Source organism: Arthrobacter sp. efr-133-R2A-120, assembly GCF_030209835.1.
Taxonomy (GTDB): Bacteria; Actinomycetota; Actinomycetes; order Actinomycetales; family Micrococcaceae; genus Arthrobacter.
In genome coordinates this window covers 87182-102483 of sequence record NZ_JARVRF010000003.1, presented here as the reverse complement: position 1 = coordinate 102483, position 15302 = coordinate 87182, and the positions used below count along the sequence as shown (strand labels likewise).

The following is a 15302-nucleotide window of genomic DNA, read 5'->3' as shown; positions in this document are numbered from 1 at the left end:
CAGCCGCAACACTCCGGAGATCCATGGAACGCAACGTGGCTGCCCAGCTCGTTTTCAAGACCGTCGCCAACACCAAGGTGGCAATGGCGATCGCCGTGGCCAGCAATCCAGGCTACGACTCGTTGACCGAAGAGCTGTCAGTCACGGTGGAAGGCGAAGCTGTTCCGCTCACCGAGCTGACGGACCATCACGGTGGGCGTTTCCACTACATGGAGTTCGCCGAACCGAGCGAAGTAACGGTTGACTACCGTGCCTCGGTGGAAGGTTTTGGTGTCCCGGATGAGTCCTCCCGGATGGAGCTCATCCGCTATGTGCGCCCCAGCCGCTATGCCGAGTCCGATCGACTCCTTCCGACGTCGTATGCCGAGTTCGGCGGTCTGCACGGCGAGGAGCTATTGCAGGCAGTCCGGAACTGGGTCCACGATGAACTCCGGTACATCAGCGGTTCCTCGCGGGGAACGGATGGAGCGGTGGAAACGCTCCTGCACCGCAAAGGTGTTTGCCGGGATTTCGCCCACCTTGCCATTGCCCTCCTGCGCTCCAAAGACATCCCCGCCCGGCTCGCGGCGGTCTATGCGCCCGGGTTGAGCCCCATGGACTTCCACGCCGTGGCTGAGGCCCACATCGACGGAACCTGGTACGTGATCGATCCCACAGGCCTGGCCCCGCGCGAATCCATGCTGCGCATCACCGCCGGACGCGATTCCTCGGACACCGCGTTCCTGTCCACGGTGGGCGGCAGCCTGTCGTTGAAGAGCTTGAAGGTCACCGCTGTGGTGGCCGACGAGCTGCCGGATGAGGATCCGGCAAAGCTCGTCGTCCTCCGCTAGTTCTCGCGCGGCTATTTGCTTGCGACGAACGCTTGCAGCTTATCCGTCAGGCGCAGAAGCTCACGTTGTTCGTCGGCCGTCAGGGCCGGCGCCACAAGTTCGGCGATGTCGCGGACGTGCTCGCGGCCGATCTCCTTCTGTAGTTCCTGCCCGGCCGAGGTGAGCCCCAGCAGGATCCCGCGGCCGTCGTCGGGAGCGATGCTGCGCTCCACGAGCCCACGCTTCTCCAGCCTGTCAACCAGCCGGCTCAGGCTGGATTGGCTGAGCAGGACGTGATCGTTGATCTCGTTCAGCCGCAGCTTGCCCGTGGGGCAGCGGGACAGAGTGAACAGGACGTCATACTCCTTGATGGGCAACTTCTTGAAGGCCGGCCCGGCCTGGAGCCGGCGCATCACCGCCACCTGGGAGCGGAACAAGGACTCCCAGGTTTCGGCGGCGAGGCGCACGGCGGACGAGGTGGGCGCCGTGGTGGTCACGGGGTCCGCCCTACGCCGCCACTGACAGCATCGGCTGCGTCGTCCTTGGCCGAGGCGATCACGGAGGCTGCCAACCGGGATGCATGGGTGGGCGCGTCAGGGACGTGGGCCGGCTTGCGGTCCTCGAATTCCTTGCGCAGGACCGGCAGGACTTCTTCGCCGAAGAGATCCAGTTGCTCCAGGACGGTCTTGAGCGGCAGGCCGGCGTGGTCCACCAGGAACAGTTGGCGCTGGTAGTCGCCGAAGTACTCGCGGAAAGTCAGGGTCTTTTCGATGACTTCCTGTGGACTGCCGACGGTCAGCGGCGTCTGGGACGTGAAGTCCTCGAGCGAGGGACCGTGGCCGTACACCGGTGCATTGTCGAAGTAGGGGCGGAACTCCTTCACGGCGTCCTGGGAGTTCTTGCGCATGAAGAACTGCCCGCCGAGGCCCACGATGGCCTGGTCAGCGTTGCCGTGGCCGTAGTGCTCATACCGTTCGCGGTACAGGCCGATCAGCTGCTGGTAGTGCTCCTTGGGCCAGAAGATGTTGTTGGCGAAGAAGCCGTCGCCGTAGTAGGCGGCAAGTTCCGCGATCTGCGGGCTGCGGATGGAGCCGTGCCAGACGAAGGGCGCGACGCCGTCGAGCGGGCGGGGCGTGGAGGTGAAGTTCTGCAGCGGGGTGCGGTACTTGCCGCTCCAATTGACGGTGTCCTCATCCCAGAGCTTGCGCAGCAGGGAATAGTTCTCGATAGCGAGCTCGATCCCGTCCTGGATGTTCTTGCCGAACCAGGGGTAGACGGGGGCGGTGTTGCCGCGGCCCATGATGAGGTCCACTCGACCATCCGCCAGGTGCTGGAGCATCGCGAAGTCTTCGGCGATCTTGACAGGATCGTTCGTGGTGATCAGCGTGGTGGACGTCGACAGCGTGATGCGTTCAGTCTGCGCTGCGATGTACGCCAGTGTGGTGGTGGGGGACGATGAGAAGAAGGGGCGGTTGTGGTGCTCGCCGATCGCATAGACGTCCATGCCGATCTCTTCGACCTTCTTGGCGATGGCCACGGCGGCCTTGATGCGCTCGTTCTCCGTGGGGGTGTGGCCCGTGGTGGGGTCAGTGGTGATGTCGCTGACGCTGAATACGCCGATCTCCATGATGTACCTTTCTGCCTGCCCGATTGGTGTCCGGGCTCTGCCAACAGTCTATCCTAAAATAGATGCATTTGCATGTATCACTGCCTGCAACAGGGTACGGCATCATTTTGTTCCCGGTGTGTCGCCCTACTCGGCGGGGCTGGAAGTGGATCGGCGGCCCGAGACTTTGGGAATCATTCCGGTGGTCCAGTCCAAGTGGTCGCCCGCGCCATGGCCGGCGATGCCGTCCTTCACGACGTCGGGGCGTTGCGTGAGTGCCCTGAGCAGCGACTTCTTCTCCCGACGGCCCTCGACCAGCTTGTAGAGGACGGGCACCAGGACAAGCGTCAAAGCCGTGGACGAAACAAGGCCACCGATGACAACGATCGCGAGCGGGCGGGAAATGAACCCGCCGCCGCCCGTGAGGCCCAAAGCCATGGGCGTCAGCGCGAATACGGTAGCAAGCGCCGTCATGAGGATCGGGCGCAGCCGCTGCCTGGCGCCGTGGGTGATGGCATCCGCCACGCTCATTCCCGGGCGGCCATCGTGTGGTTTGCGGTACTGGTTGATGAGGTCGATCAGGACGATCGCATTGGTCACGACGATTCCCACCAACATCAGCATGCCGATCAGGGAAGGCAGTCCGAGCGGAACACCCGTGACCAGGAGCAAAGCGATGGCGCCCGTTGCCGCAAAAGGCACGGACACCAAGAGGATGAGGGGCTGGATGAGGGACTTGAACGCGGCCACCATGATGACGTAGACAATGGCGACGGCTGCCAGGAGCGCGAGGCCGAGCTGCCGGAACGAGTCCGCCTGCTGCGACGTGGCGCCGCCGATCGTAGCGGTAACGCCTGCCGGCAGCTGCACGGAGGCGAGCCGTTCACTGACTGCCGTGCTGACGGCACCAAGGTTGGAGCCCGACGGCGTGACGGTCACCTTCGCGCTCCGCTGGCCGTTGCTGCTGGTGATGGATACCGGAGTGTCCACTTGCTCCACCGACGCGATGCTCGACAGCGGGACGGGCCCGGCCGGCGTCGGGAGATTGATGCCCCTGACGTCGGCGATGCTGGTGAAGTGCGTGCCTTCGCCGATCTGCACCGGGAAGTCCGTGGTGTCGATGCGGACAGTGCCTGCGGGGATGGGGCTGACCGTGGACGCCAGGACGCCGGCAACTTGCTCCTCGTTCAGCCCGGCGGCGACGGCCTTGGCGCGATCGACCTTCACCTGGACCACGGACTGGCTGGCATCCAGGTTGGTGGCTACCTCGGCGCTCCCGGGCACGCCGTCCATGGCTTTCGCCACGGCGTCGCTCGCGGTCTTGAGATCCGCCGAGTTGGCGGCGTTGATGGTGATGTCCACACTGGAAGAGGTGCCCAGACCACCTTGCTGCGCGCCAACAGTGACCTTCCCGGCAGCCGCGGCGCCCGCGAGCCGGGACCGGACCGTGTCCTGCAGTTTCTGCTGGTCAGCCTTGTCGTCCGTCACCACGGTGAACGTCGAGTTGGAAGCGCCACTTGAGGTGAGCGCGGCGAAACCCGTTTGGGCGTTGCCCGAAGTGACCTGGACGTCCTTGATGCCGTCGATCCCGCGGAGGACCGATTCCACTTGCGCCGCGGCTTCGCCGGTCTGCGCCAGGCTGGCGCACGGTCATGCTGTTCTGGCCGGAGTCACCGAGCAAGTCCGTGGCGAGCAGCGGGGACATGGCAGCGGTTCCGCCCAACACCAGGACGGCGGCGACGATCGTCATGACCGGGTGCTTCTGGGTTTTGAGCAGGATGGGCAAATACCCGCGCTGCAGGCGGCTGCGCTGCTCGGCCTCGTGTGCCTTGGTTCGGGTGTCTTCCGCGGCACGCACGTCCTCCGCGTCCGCGGCCGGCGACGGCGACTTGAGGAACCAGTAAGCCAGGACCGGAACGATGGTGAGGGAGACGAGCAACGAGGACAACAGTGCGATGGTCACCGTCAGGGCGAAGGGCCGGAACAATTCGCCCGCCAGGTTGCCCACAAAGGCGATCGGCAGGAAGACGGCAACCGTGGTGAGGGTGGACGCTGTGATGGCGCCGGCAACTTCGCGGATGGAATTGAGGATGGCCCCGAGCTTGTGCTCGCCGTAGCTGAGGTGCCGTTTGATGTTCTCGATCACCACGATCGAGTCGTCCACCACGCGGCCGATCGCGATGGTCAACGCGCCGAGGGTGAGGATGTTGAGCGAGTAGTGGGTCGCCGATATTCCAATGAACGTGATCAGGAGCGACAACGGAATGGAGACGGCCGTCACGAGCGTGGAGCGCACGGACATCAGGAACACAAGGATGACCGCCACCGCGAAGCCAAGTCCAAGAAGGCCTTCCGTGGTGAGGTCCTTGATGGATTTTTCGATGTACGGGGCTTGGTCGAACACCGGCGTAAAGTGCGCATTGGAGCCGAGTTCGGCTTCCATCTGCGGAATGGAATCCTTGACGGCGTGCGAAATGGCGACCGTGTCGCCGTCGGGCTTTTTCGTGATGGACAGGGCGAGCGTCGGCTTCCCGTTGGTCCGGGTAATCGAGGTTGCGGCGTCGTCCTGGATGCTCACGTCGGCAACGCCGCCGATTGTGGTACCGGCCTTCGCCCCGGTAAGCGGCAGGCCCTTGATGACGTCGAGGGAGTCCACGGGGCTGCCGATCTGCAGGGAGAGAGTCTTGCCCTGATCATCGATGGTTCCGGCCGGGACCAGCGTCCCGTTGTTCTTGAGGGCGCTCGTGAGCGACTGGACTGTGGCGCCGTTCGCGGCCATGGCCTGGGCTTTGGGCTGGATCAGGATGTGCTGCGTGGCTCCACCTGTCACGTCGGCGCTGCGGACCCCATCCAGTTTCTGGAGTCGGGGCACGCTCAAGCGCTGCAGGTCTGTATTCAGCTCACTGAGGGGCTTGTCCGAAGACACTGCCAGGTACACGATCGGGAAGTCGCTGATGCTGCCCGCAAAAGACCGGGGCTCGACGTCGGCGGGCAGCACGCGCTTGGCGTTGGAGATGGCGCGATCGATCTGGTTCCGTGCGCGGTCCAGGTTCGAAGCGTACGTAAACACCATGGTGATCTGCGAAACACCATTCCGCGACGTCGACGTGGTCGATTCCAGGCCCTCGACACTGTTCAGCGCTGTTTCGAGCGGGCGGCTGAGTTGCTTGTCGACAACTTCCGGTGACGCGCCCGGCATGGCCGTGATCACTGAGATCTGCGGGAACTCGATCGAAGGAATGAGCTCCTGCTTGAGGGACGACATGGTGATCACGCCGAACACCGCCGCGAAGACGGTGATCAGCGCGATCAGTGCCCTGTTCGCCAGTGAAAGTTTTGCCAGACGGAACATTGCACTGTCTCCTGGGATCTACGGTCTGTTTCTTGTCTCGAACCGGCCGCAGCCCGGACGGTTGCTAGTGCTGGACGGCGTTTGCAGGCTCAAGTTGGAGAGAACGGGAGGTGCTCGCTTCCAGCTCGGCCGCAAGTTCCGGATTGTCGTTCAGTTTGACGCCGTAGCCGGGCATCATTTCCTTGAGTTTGGACTGCCAGCCCTTGAAGTTCTTCGGGAAGGACCGCTGGAGCATCTCGATCATGATGGGGACGGCGGTGGATGCGCCGGGAGATGCGCCGAGCAGTGCTCCGATGGAGCCGTCACGAGCCGTGATGACTTCGGTGCCGAACTGCAGCACTCCGCCCTTCTTGGAGTCTTTCTTGATGATCTGCACCCGCTGGCCTGCGGTGATGAGCTCCCAGTTGCCGCCGTCGGCCTGGGGGTAGTACTCGCGGAGGGACTCCACCTTGGCGTCGTGGCGCTTGGCCACTTCCTTGATCAGGTACGCAGTCAGGTCCATGTTGTCCTTGGCCACCGCAAGCATCGGGATGATGTTGCTGGGGCGGATGGACAGCGGCAGGTCAAGGTAGCTGCTCGTCTTGAGGAAGTTGGTGGAGAAACCGGCGTACGGGCCGAAAAGAAGTGAACGCTTGCCGTCAACGTAGCGGGTATCAAGGTGCGGCACGGACATGGGCGGGGCGCCCACGGAGGCCTGGCCGTAAACCTTGGCGCTGTGCTGGCCGGCGATGGCCTCGTCGGTGCAGCGGAAGAACTGCCCTGACACCGGGAAACCGCCGTAGCCCTTGCTTTCCGGGATGCCCGATGCCTGGAGCAGGTGGAGTGCTCCACCGCCGGCGCCGACGAAGACGAACTTGGCGTGGATCTGGCCGTGCTCGCCGGAAGCGGGGTGCTTGAGCGAAAGGTCCCAACCGCCGTCGGAGGCTTTGCTCACGTTGGTGACGTCGTGGCCATAGTTGACTTCAACGCCGTTGTCGGCGAGGTAGCCGGTCAGCTCGCGGGTCAAAGCGCCGAAGTCGACGTCGGTGCCTTCCGCTGCGCGGGTGGCGGCAACGCGCTGCTTGGCGTCGCGGCCCTTGACGATCAACGGGGCCCACTTGGCGATCTGTGCCTGGTCTTCCGTGTATTCCATGCTGCGGAAGAGCGTTTTGGGCTTGAGTGCCTCGTAGCGGGTCTTGAGGAAGTCTGCGTGCTTGTCGCCGATGACGAAGCTCATATGGGGAACGGTGTTGATGAAGCCCTTGGGGGAGCCGATCAACTTATTGTCCACAAGGTGGGACCAGAACTGGCGGGAGAGCTGGAATTGCTCGTTGATGTGGAGGGCCTTGGACGGGTCAACCGAGCCGTCCTTCGCTGCGGGCGAGTAATTAAGCTCACAGAGCGCTGCATGCCCGGTTCCCGCGTTGTTCCACGGTCCGGAGCTTTCCAGGCCGGCTTCGTCGAGTCGCTCAAAGAGGGAGATGGTCCAGCTGGGTTCGAGTTGCTTGATGAACGCACCCAGGGTTGCGCTCATGATCCCGCCCCCAATAAGGACGACGTCAGCGTGGTGTGTCTTGGAAATGAAGGTCACGATCTATCTCCGATAGCGGCGGCACTGGCTGTCACAGAATATCCCCGCGTGGGCACATAACTGAAATTGCGGCGGGACGTCAAGACTTCAGGCGAACGTTTGTAAAAACTTCGTTTAAGACAGGCGACGCAGGGTACTTCTCGACGCGGTCGGAAAGGGCCAAAGCCGAGATTGGGAAAGCGATGGGTACTGCAGGGACGGTCGCAGCGATCTGGGCATTGATGGTCTGGTACTGGGAGTTGCGGTCGGCGCCGTCGGGGAGTCCCCGGGCCCGGTCGATCTTTGAGAACACCTGTGGATCGCTGTAGCCGAACTCGCCGTTGTTCTCTCCGAAGAGGGTGCCCACGAAATTGTCCGGGTCAGAGTAGGCGCCATTCCAACCGAGCAAATGGAGCGCATGGTCACCCGGGGACTGGACCTTCTGGAGGTAGCCGTCATCCCAATTCACCGGTACGGGCTTGATGTTCAGCCCGATGGCGGTGAGCTCTGCGCTGATCTCCGCGTAGATCTTCTCCGGAGTGGGAAGGTAGGCACGCGTGACGTTGAGCGGATAGTAGAACTTGAGTTCCTCGCCTTTATAGCCGGACTTGGCGAGCAGCTGCTTGGCCTTGTCCGGGTCGTATCCCAAGGACGGTGCGTTGTTGTTGAAGCCGCTTAGCTTGGGGGGAACGAATTGGGACGCCGGTGAGGTGTTGTCGATGAAGAACTTGTGGATGAGGGTGTCTTTGTCGATGGCCATCTCGATTGCCTGGCGCACCCCAAGGTTCTGGAGGGGCGCCACGGACTCGTTCATCCCGAGGTACATCACGGAGAACGGATCCCGTTGGACAATTTGCATGCCCTTCTTGACCAGTTGGTCGAAGGTGCCGGCGGTGACAAGGTCGTATCCGTCGATGGTTCCGGCGAGCAGGGCCTGGAGCCGGGCCTGCGGGTAGTCGAACGGAATGAAGTTGACCGTGGCTATCTCTCCGCGGTCGCCCCAGTAGCCCTTGTAGCTGGTGAGCGTGATGCGGTCCTTGCCCCAGGAGGAGAAAACGTAGGGGCCCGTGCCCACGGGGTGGGAGGCGTATGCCGACGCCGGTTGTCCTGACAGTTTCCTGTCCAGGACGTTGGCATTGCCGTCGGCCAACGCTTTCGGGGACGACATTGCGAACGCCGGCAGCGTCAAGGCCTGCAGGAAGCCCGTGAAGGGCTTGGTCAGGTTGATTTGGACGTGGTCGGGAGAGACAACCTTGCAGTTCTTGAAGAGCGAAAGCGAAGCGTCGTCCGAGAAGGATTTGAAGACGCTCTTGAATGCGATGCCCGGTGCCTGCTGACGCACGCTTGCCGGGAAGTTGAACCAACGGTTGAAGTTGCCGCAGACAGCGGCGGCGTCAAAGGCGGTTCCATCGTGGAAGGTGACCTTCGACCGCAACGTGAAGTCGTAGCTGAGTCCGTCATTCCCTTGCGACCAGGACGTGGCCAGCAGGGGAGTCGGTTGGCCGGTGGACGAGTCGACTCCCACGAGGCCCTCCATCACTTGCCGCGTGATGCGATACGCCTCGGAGTCGTTCGTCAGGGCGGGATCCAGGCCAAGGGGCATCGACGGGGTGCCAAAGTTGAAGGTCTTGCTCGGCTCCGCCGGAGCGCCGCCTGCGGCCGATGTGGACGGTACCGGTCCAGGACTTACCGTGCACGAAGTCAAGGCCACGGCCAGAAGGCCTGCGCCGATTTGTAGCGTGACTCGGCGAAGCTTGCTGCTTACCACTCTTGTCCCCTCAAGGCAGTTGGACGGGCTGGGGCCCGCGGCAGCCGGACCGCAGTCCAGTCTAGTTCAGGGCCCTGAGTCCCGGCTGGAAACGGAAGTGCCCCGGCCAATGACCGGGGCACTTCCTGAATGTGCGCAAGGGGGGACTTGAACCCCCACGCCCGAAGGCACAGGAACCTAAATCCTGCGTGTCTGCCAATTTCACCACTCGCGCTGGTGCTGGTACCCGGACCGGGATTCAGGTTACCCTGCCCCGGTCATATACCGGCCTCTATTGTACCCGCGGTTTTGCATCAGCCGTTCCAGCCTCGCCTACGCGGCCGCGCGGTGCCTACTAATCGAGTTTGAGGTCCCTGCGCAGTTTTGCGACATGGCCGGTGGCCCGCACGTTGTACTGGGCCACGACCACCTTGCCGTCCGGATCCACCACTATCGTTGAGCGGATCAGGCCTTGGTACGTGCGCCCATAGTTCTTCTTTTCGCCCCAAGCCGCATAGGCGTCAGCGACCTGGTGCCCTTCGTCGGACAGAAGGGGAAACGTCAGTGACTCTTCGGCCACAAACTTTTCCAGATCCTTCACGGTGTCCGGAGAGATGCCAAGGACGTCGTAACCGGCAGCCTGGAGGGTCGCGAGGGAGTCGCGGAAGTCGCAGGCCTGCTTGGCGCATGCCGGTGTGGAAGCCGCGGGGTAGAAATAGATGACCGTATTGCGGCCACGGTGCGAGGCCAGGCTGACTTCGCGACCCGTGTGGTCCTTGAGGGTGAAGTCCGGGGCAGTGTCGCCTGGAATGAGTCGTTCAGCCATTTGTGCTCCTTGCTAGCGTCCGCGACCACTCAGCTTAGTGACGAGTTGGCCGCTTCACGAATTGAACCCCGGCCTGATCTGCGCCGGGCGGTCTATATACTGGCCCTTATGCCTGATATGGAACGGTGGCCCACCGGGCGCCTGCTCTCCACGGCCGCGCGCCTCGTGGAGCATGCCTGGAACGAGAAACTGCGCGGTATGGATCTGACCCATGCCGGGGTCATTGTCATGGAAGTTCTTGCCGTCAACGGACCGACCACCCAGTCGATGCTCGCACAGATTGTCCGGGTTCAGGCGCAGACAATGGGGAAGACGCTTACCAGGCTGGAGACCCACGGCCACGTCAGCCGCGCCCGCAGCATTTCCGACCGCCGTAGCCAAGTGGTCAGTTTGACCGAAGCGGGGGAGCGCACCCTCGGGCTAGCCACGCAGTTGGAACGCGAAGTGCTTGCACCTGTGCCGGTGGACACGGCCAAACTGCGGCGGGAACTCCAAGCACTCGTACGCGAACTGGCGAACAACCATTCCTCGGCTGTTGTAAGTGACATTGTGGCCGCAGTGGATTCAGGCGCGGCCCCGGGCGAAGTTTCCAACTAAGCTTCCGCAGCTCGCTCCGGTGCCCCGGCCCGGCCTGGGTGAAGCCTGCCGAAAAGCAAAAAGATCCCTGGACGGCCATTCAGCCATCCAGGGATCTTCCCTTTGGTGCACCCCCCGGGACTTGAACCCGGAACCCATTGATTAAGAGTCAATTGCTCTGCCAATTGAGCTAGAGGTGCAATTGTTTGTTGCCGCGATGCAAAGAAATAACCCTTGAGCGGCCGCTGCCGCTCAAGGGTTCTTCCCTTTGGTGCACCCCCCGGGACTTGAACCCGGAACCCATTGATTAAGAGTCAATTGCTCTGCCAATTGAGCTAGAGGTGCATTTGTCGATTTCGATCAGCTGGGGGCTTTTCTTCCCTCGTTGATCTCCGCAACGACATGTAACTCTACACGACACTTGCCGAAGTGTGAAATCGGCGTGGGCGTCCTGCTCGCCCCTAGCTGGCAGCCTTCAGGACCAGCGCAAAATCAGGGTTTTGGTTGTTGCTGAGGACCCAAAGTGTGCCGTCCGGAGCATGGGACACGTCCCTTAGTCGTCCGTACTGGGCTGTGAGGTATGCCACGGGATTCCCCGCCGTTTCTCCGCTCAGCGGTACCGTCCACAAACGCTGCCCGCGCAGCGCGCACGTGAACGCAGTTCCGTTCACGATTTCGAGCCCGCTCGGCGAGGCATCCGCCGTCGACGGCCAGACCACCTTGGCATCGATGTAACCGGCGCGGCCGGGCGCCCCGGTCACTTGTGGCCAACCGTAGTTGCCGCCCGCTTCGATGAGGTTGAGTTCGTCGTTGACATCGGGTCCGAATTCGCTCGACCAGAGCCTTCCCGAGCTGTCCCAGGCCAGCCCTTGCACATTGCGGTGTCCGTAGCTGTAGACCGGGTTGTTGCCGAACGGGTTGCCCGGCGCCGGCTTCCCCTCGGGGGTAAGCCGCAGGATCTTGCCGCCAAGCGCATTGCGGTCCTGTGCTTGCTCCGGGTGCTGCGCATCTCCCGTGCCGACATAGAGGAACCCATCCGGGCCGAAGCGGATGCGCCCGCCATTGTGGGTCGATGCTTTCGGAATGCCGGCGAAGATGACTTCGGGTGTGCCGAGGCTCAACCGCCCGTCCGCAGCCTGCTCAAGGCGGGTGCGCGAAATCCTGTTGTCCGATTCGCCGGTGAAATAGGCGTAGAGCAGCCGGTCGCTGGCGAATGCCGGGGAGAGTGCCAGCCCCAACAGGCCGCCTTCGCCGCCGGGTACGACGCCGGGAAACTCGCCGACCGTCGTGGCCCGATCATTCCTGACCGATTTGACGAGCTTGGTGTCCCGTTCGGAGATGATCGCAGTGCCGTCGTCGAGGAACACGATGGACCACGGGATTGTCAGATTGAGGTCAAGCTTCCGAAGCAACTCCGGTCCGCTGCCTTGGGTGCCGGGGGGCTGGGCCGCGCGTGATTGGCTCGCGGACGACGTAGGCCCTGGTCCGGGGGTGCCCCCTGTGCAAGCGCTCAGCAGCAAGGCCGCGAGGCATGCCACCGCTGTCACAGTCCGGACAAGTGCAAGGCGGGACCGGAGAATGCTCCCCGATCCCGCCTTTGCCTGATTCATGAGTTCCAGGCCCGTGCCCTGGGGCTTCAGGTCCCTGGGGCCCTCAGCGGCGGTTCCTGCGAGGCGGCCGGAAACCTGCTGCCTCGGCGTGGGCGCTCGAAATAAACCAGACCTCCGCCTTGACTTCGTCGTAGGACGGGCTGTCTTCATCGTGGTAGGTCATGGTGTCCGCGTTGCCTTTGACGGTGTAGCCATCTGGGCCGCTCCCGTCCGCGCCGGCCGCGGCCGAGCCTTCACCGTACGGCTGCTCGGCGGCGAGATGCCCGCCCAACGGCGGCGCGCCGGTTGAATCCTCGGCTGGGGTGGTTGACTCAGGCGTCGAGACCGCGAGAGTTTCGGTCCGGTCTTCTTGCACCCCTTCCGCAGCAGCGTCGGCTGCCTCCGCAGCGGCGGATTCCGCACCGGGAAGCGTGGGAGCATGGGCGTCGGTGTACTCGCGGTGGTGAATCGGAGCGGGGGGCACAGGTGCGCCGCCTTCGCTCCAGGTCGCTTCCCACTCGGCGCTATCGGCCAACTGTTCCGGGGTGGCTGGTTCGGTGCCCGACGACGCCGGAACGCCGGTAGCGGCCGGAACAGAGGGTCCGGCGTCGGCCGCCGTAACGTCGTCGGCCGTCACGCCCCCTTCAAGTTCAGGCTCGGCGGAAACCGTCCCGGCGTCCTCGGAAACCGCGGCTTCGGAAACCGTCTCCTCGGACAGCACGGGTTCCGAGAGCGTGGGCTCCTCGAACACGGGCTCCTCCACCGAGGCTCCGGTCGCCGGGGACTCTTCCTCGGCGGCCATTCCGGTTTCGAGGGGAGGGACAGGGCGCTCCCAGTCGTCGACGTCGACGCCGCCCGCCTCGGTTGCCGCTTCCGGCTCGGGTTCCGGCTCCGGCTCGGGCTCGGCTTCGGGTGCGGCCGCGCGCGACTCGGCCAAGTTTTGTTCGGCGGTCGCGGCCGCTGCCACCAAAGGGGCCGAACCCGTCAAGGCGGCTGCTGTGACGTCCATCTGTGGAGAGGAAACGGTCGGCGAGGGTGAGGACGGAGCCATGACGCCGGAGGAAGACTTCGCGCGGTTGCGGCTCAAGAGCCACCAGACAATCGCGACGATCAACACGATGACGATGACCGTGATCAACCATTCCATGGGTGGAGCCCTTCTGTTCGAGTGGCGCAGTTGTCGTGATTTGACGTTACGTCCGCGTCACGAGGCTGTCTAGGTTAGTCAATCGATTCGCGGCCTTTAGGACTCGCGCGATCCTGTCGGCCGGAGATGCAGCCGATAATGGGACCGATATCTCACATATCGAGACGACCGTCCATTATTTGAATGAAATATTGAATGAAATAGCGCTGAATTCTCGTTAACCGCTGATCATGTTCGTTGGCCACAGTCCAAGAGTCATAGACTCGTGCCCATGAGTGACCACACCCCAATTGCGACAGACAACCAGCCGGACATCAAGCCACGCAGCCGGGTCGTAACGGACGGCATCCATGCCGCCCCCGCGCGAGGCATGTTCCGGGCCGTCGGCATGGGCGATGACGACTTCGCCAAGCCCCAGATCGGCGTCGCGAGCTCGTGGAACGAAATTACGCCGTGCAACCTCTCGCTGAACCGACTCGCCCAGGGCGCCAAGGAAGGCGTTCACGCCGGCGGTGGGTTCCCGATGCAGTTTGGCACCATCTCCGTTTCGGACGGCATTTCCATGGGCCACGAAGGCATGCACTTCTCCCTTGTTTCGCGCGAAGTCATTGCCGACTCCGTTGAAACCGTCATGCAGGCTGAGCGCATCGACGGTTCCGTCCTGCTAGCCGGTTGCGACAAGTCCCTCCCCGGCATGCTGATGGCAGCCGCCCGCCTGGATCTCGCCAGCGTCTTCCTTTACGCCGGTTCCATCATGCCGGGCTGGGTCAAGCTCGAGGACGGCTCCGAGAAGGAAGTCACCCTCATTGACGCCTTCGAAGCCGTGGGCGCGTGTGCTGCCGGCAAGATGAGCAAGGGTGACCTGGATCGCATCGAACGCGCGATCTGTCCGGGTGAAGGCGCCTGCGGCGGTATGTACACGGCGAATACCATGGCGTGCATCGGCGAAGCCCTCGGCATGTCACTCCCGGGCTCGGCAGCCCCGCCCTCCGCAGACCGCCGTCGTGATGACTTTGCCCGCAAGTCCGGCGAGGCAGTGGTCAACCTGCTCCGCCTCGGCATCACCGCCCGGGACATCATGACCAAGAAGGCGTTCGAGAACGCCATCGCCGTCACCATGGCCTTCGGTGGTTCCACGAACGCCGTCCTGCACCTGCTCGCGATCGCCCGTGAAGCCGAGGTCGAACTGACCCTGGACGACTTCAACCGCATCGGCGACAAGATCCCGCACCTGGGTGACCTGAAGCCCTTCGGCCGCTATGTCATGACCGACGTGGACAAGATCGGCGGCGTGCCGGTCATCATGAAGGCGCTGCTCGACGCCGGCCTGCTGCACGGCGACTGCCTGACGGTCACGGGCAAGACCCTCGCCGAGAACCTGGCCTCCATCAACCCGCCGGATCTCGACGGCAAGATCCTGCGTGCGCTGGACAACCCGATCCACAAGACCGGCGGGATCACCATCCTGCACGGTTCCATGGCCCCGGAAGGTGCCGTCGTGAAGAGTGCCGGCTTCGACGCCGATGTCTTCGAAGGAACCGCGCGCGTGTTCGAACGCGAGCAGGGTGCACTCGACGCTTTGGACAAGGGCGAGATCAAGGCCGGAGACGTCGTCGTGATCCGTTACGAAGGTCCCAAGGGCGGCCCGGGCATGCGTGAGATGCTCGCCATCACCGGCGCCATCAAGGGCGCGGGCCTCGGCAAGGATGTTCTCCTGCTGACCGATGGCCGCTTCTCCGGAGGTACCACCGGTCTCTGCATCGGGCACGTTGCGCCTGAAGCCGTCGACGGCGGACCCATCGCCTTCGTCAAGGACGGCGACAAGATCCGCGTGGACATTGCCGCCCGTTCGTTCGACCTCCTGGTGGACGAAGCCGAACTCGAGTCCCGCAAGATCGGCTGGGAGCCCCTCCCGGCCAAATTCACCAAGGGCGTCCTGGCCAAGTACGCCAAGCTGGTCCACAGCGCCTCCACAGGCGCCTATTGCGGTTGACGCTAAGTACCCCATGCCTCCAGCGGTGACAAGGCCGCTGGAGGCGGCAGGGCTTAATGCGGCAGGGCTTAATAAGGGCTGGTCCGAGGGGCCCCGGCCGGACGGCGT

10 protein-coding genes, 3 tRNA genes and 1 pseudogene are annotated in these 15302 nt (G+C 63.5%); 3 read left to right on the top strand and 11 right to left on the bottom strand.

All coding sequences use genetic code 11. From position 1 onward, the window contains the following. Positions 1-23 precede the first annotated feature (23 nt). Positions 24-830, top strand: a complete 807-nt coding sequence (locus tag QRN52_RS02340) for a transglutaminase-like domain-containing protein (protein WP_284751173.1) — start codon at positions 24-26, stop codon at positions 828-830. A gap of 11 nt (positions 831-841) precedes the next feature. Here QRN52_RS02340 and QRN52_RS02335 read toward each other — a convergent pair whose 3' ends face one another. The 7 genes and pseudogenes from QRN52_RS02335 to bcp form a co-directional block, all read right to left on the bottom strand. Then, entirely contained in the window at positions 842-1306 is a 465-nt protein-coding gene (locus QRN52_RS02335; RefSeq protein WP_284751172.1) for a MarR family winged helix-turn-helix transcriptional regulator, read from the bottom strand. Beyond that, positions 1303-2436 (bottom strand): LLM class flavin-dependent oxidoreductase, encoded by a 1134-nt coding sequence (locus tag QRN52_RS02330; protein ID WP_284751171.1) that lies wholly within the window; start codon positions 2434-2436, stop codon positions 1303-1305. The genes QRN52_RS02335 and QRN52_RS02330 overlap by 4 nt, the downstream gene beginning before the upstream one ends. A 126-nt stretch (positions 2437-2562) precedes the next feature. Next, a pseudogene (locus tag QRN52_RS02325) lies at positions 2563-5767 on the bottom strand (efflux RND transporter permease subunit). A 64-nt stretch (positions 5768-5831) separates the two neighbouring features. Continuing rightward, positions 5832-7337 carry a malate:quinone oxidoreductase gene (locus tag QRN52_RS02320; RefSeq protein WP_284751170.1) on the bottom strand — a complete coding sequence of 502 codons (1506 nt, stop codon included), beginning with the start codon at positions 7335-7337 and terminating at the stop codon, positions 5832-5834. A gap of 79 nt (positions 7338-7416) precedes the next feature. Beyond that, entirely contained in the window at positions 7417-9084 is a 1668-nt protein-coding gene (locus QRN52_RS02315) for an ABC transporter substrate-binding protein (protein ID WP_284751169.1), read from the bottom strand. Positions 9085-9216: 132 nt separating this feature from the next. After that, positions 9217-9298, bottom strand: a tRNA-Leu gene (locus tag QRN52_RS02310). A 120-nt stretch (positions 9299-9418) separates the two neighbouring features. Next, complete coding sequence (gene bcp, locus QRN52_RS02305) at positions 9419-9889, bottom strand: thioredoxin-dependent thiol peroxidase (protein ID WP_284751168.1); 471 nt, start codon at positions 9887-9889, stop codon at positions 9419-9421. A 108-nt stretch (positions 9890-9997) separates the two neighbouring features. Here bcp and QRN52_RS02300 point away from each other — a divergent pair, with 108 nt between their 5' ends. Further along, entirely contained in the window at positions 9998-10486 is a 489-nt protein-coding gene (locus QRN52_RS02300; protein WP_284751167.1) for a MarR family winged helix-turn-helix transcriptional regulator, read from the top strand. Positions 10487-10589: 103 nt separating this feature from the next. Here QRN52_RS02300 and QRN52_RS02295 read toward each other — a convergent pair. The 4 genes from QRN52_RS02295 to QRN52_RS02280 all read right to left on the bottom strand — a co-directional run bounded on the left by QRN52_RS02295 (position 10590) and on the right by QRN52_RS02280 (position 13201). Further along, positions 10590-10665, bottom strand: a tRNA-Lys gene (locus tag QRN52_RS02295). Positions 10666-10734: 69 nt separating this feature from the next. Next, positions 10735-10810 (bottom strand) — tRNA-Lys (locus QRN52_RS02290). Between the two features lie 116 nt (positions 10811-10926). Further along, a complete protein-coding gene (locus QRN52_RS02285) occupies positions 10927-12075 on the bottom strand; it encodes a PQQ-dependent sugar dehydrogenase (RefSeq protein WP_284751166.1) in 1149 nt (382 codons plus the stop codon). Between the two features lie 43 nt (positions 12076-12118). After that, positions 12119-13201, bottom strand: a complete 1083-nt coding sequence (locus QRN52_RS02280) for a sunset domain-containing protein (RefSeq protein ID WP_284751165.1) — start codon at positions 13199-13201, stop codon at positions 12119-12121. Positions 13202-13472: 271 nt separating this feature from the next. Between QRN52_RS02280 and ilvD the strand changes: the two genes are divergently transcribed. Beyond that, positions 13473-15194: a dihydroxy-acid dehydratase gene (ilvD, locus tag QRN52_RS02275; RefSeq protein WP_284751164.1), complete on the top strand. Its 1722-nt coding sequence runs from the start codon at positions 13473-13475 to the stop codon at positions 15192-15194. The last annotated feature ends 108 nt before the right edge of the window (positions 15195-15302 follow it).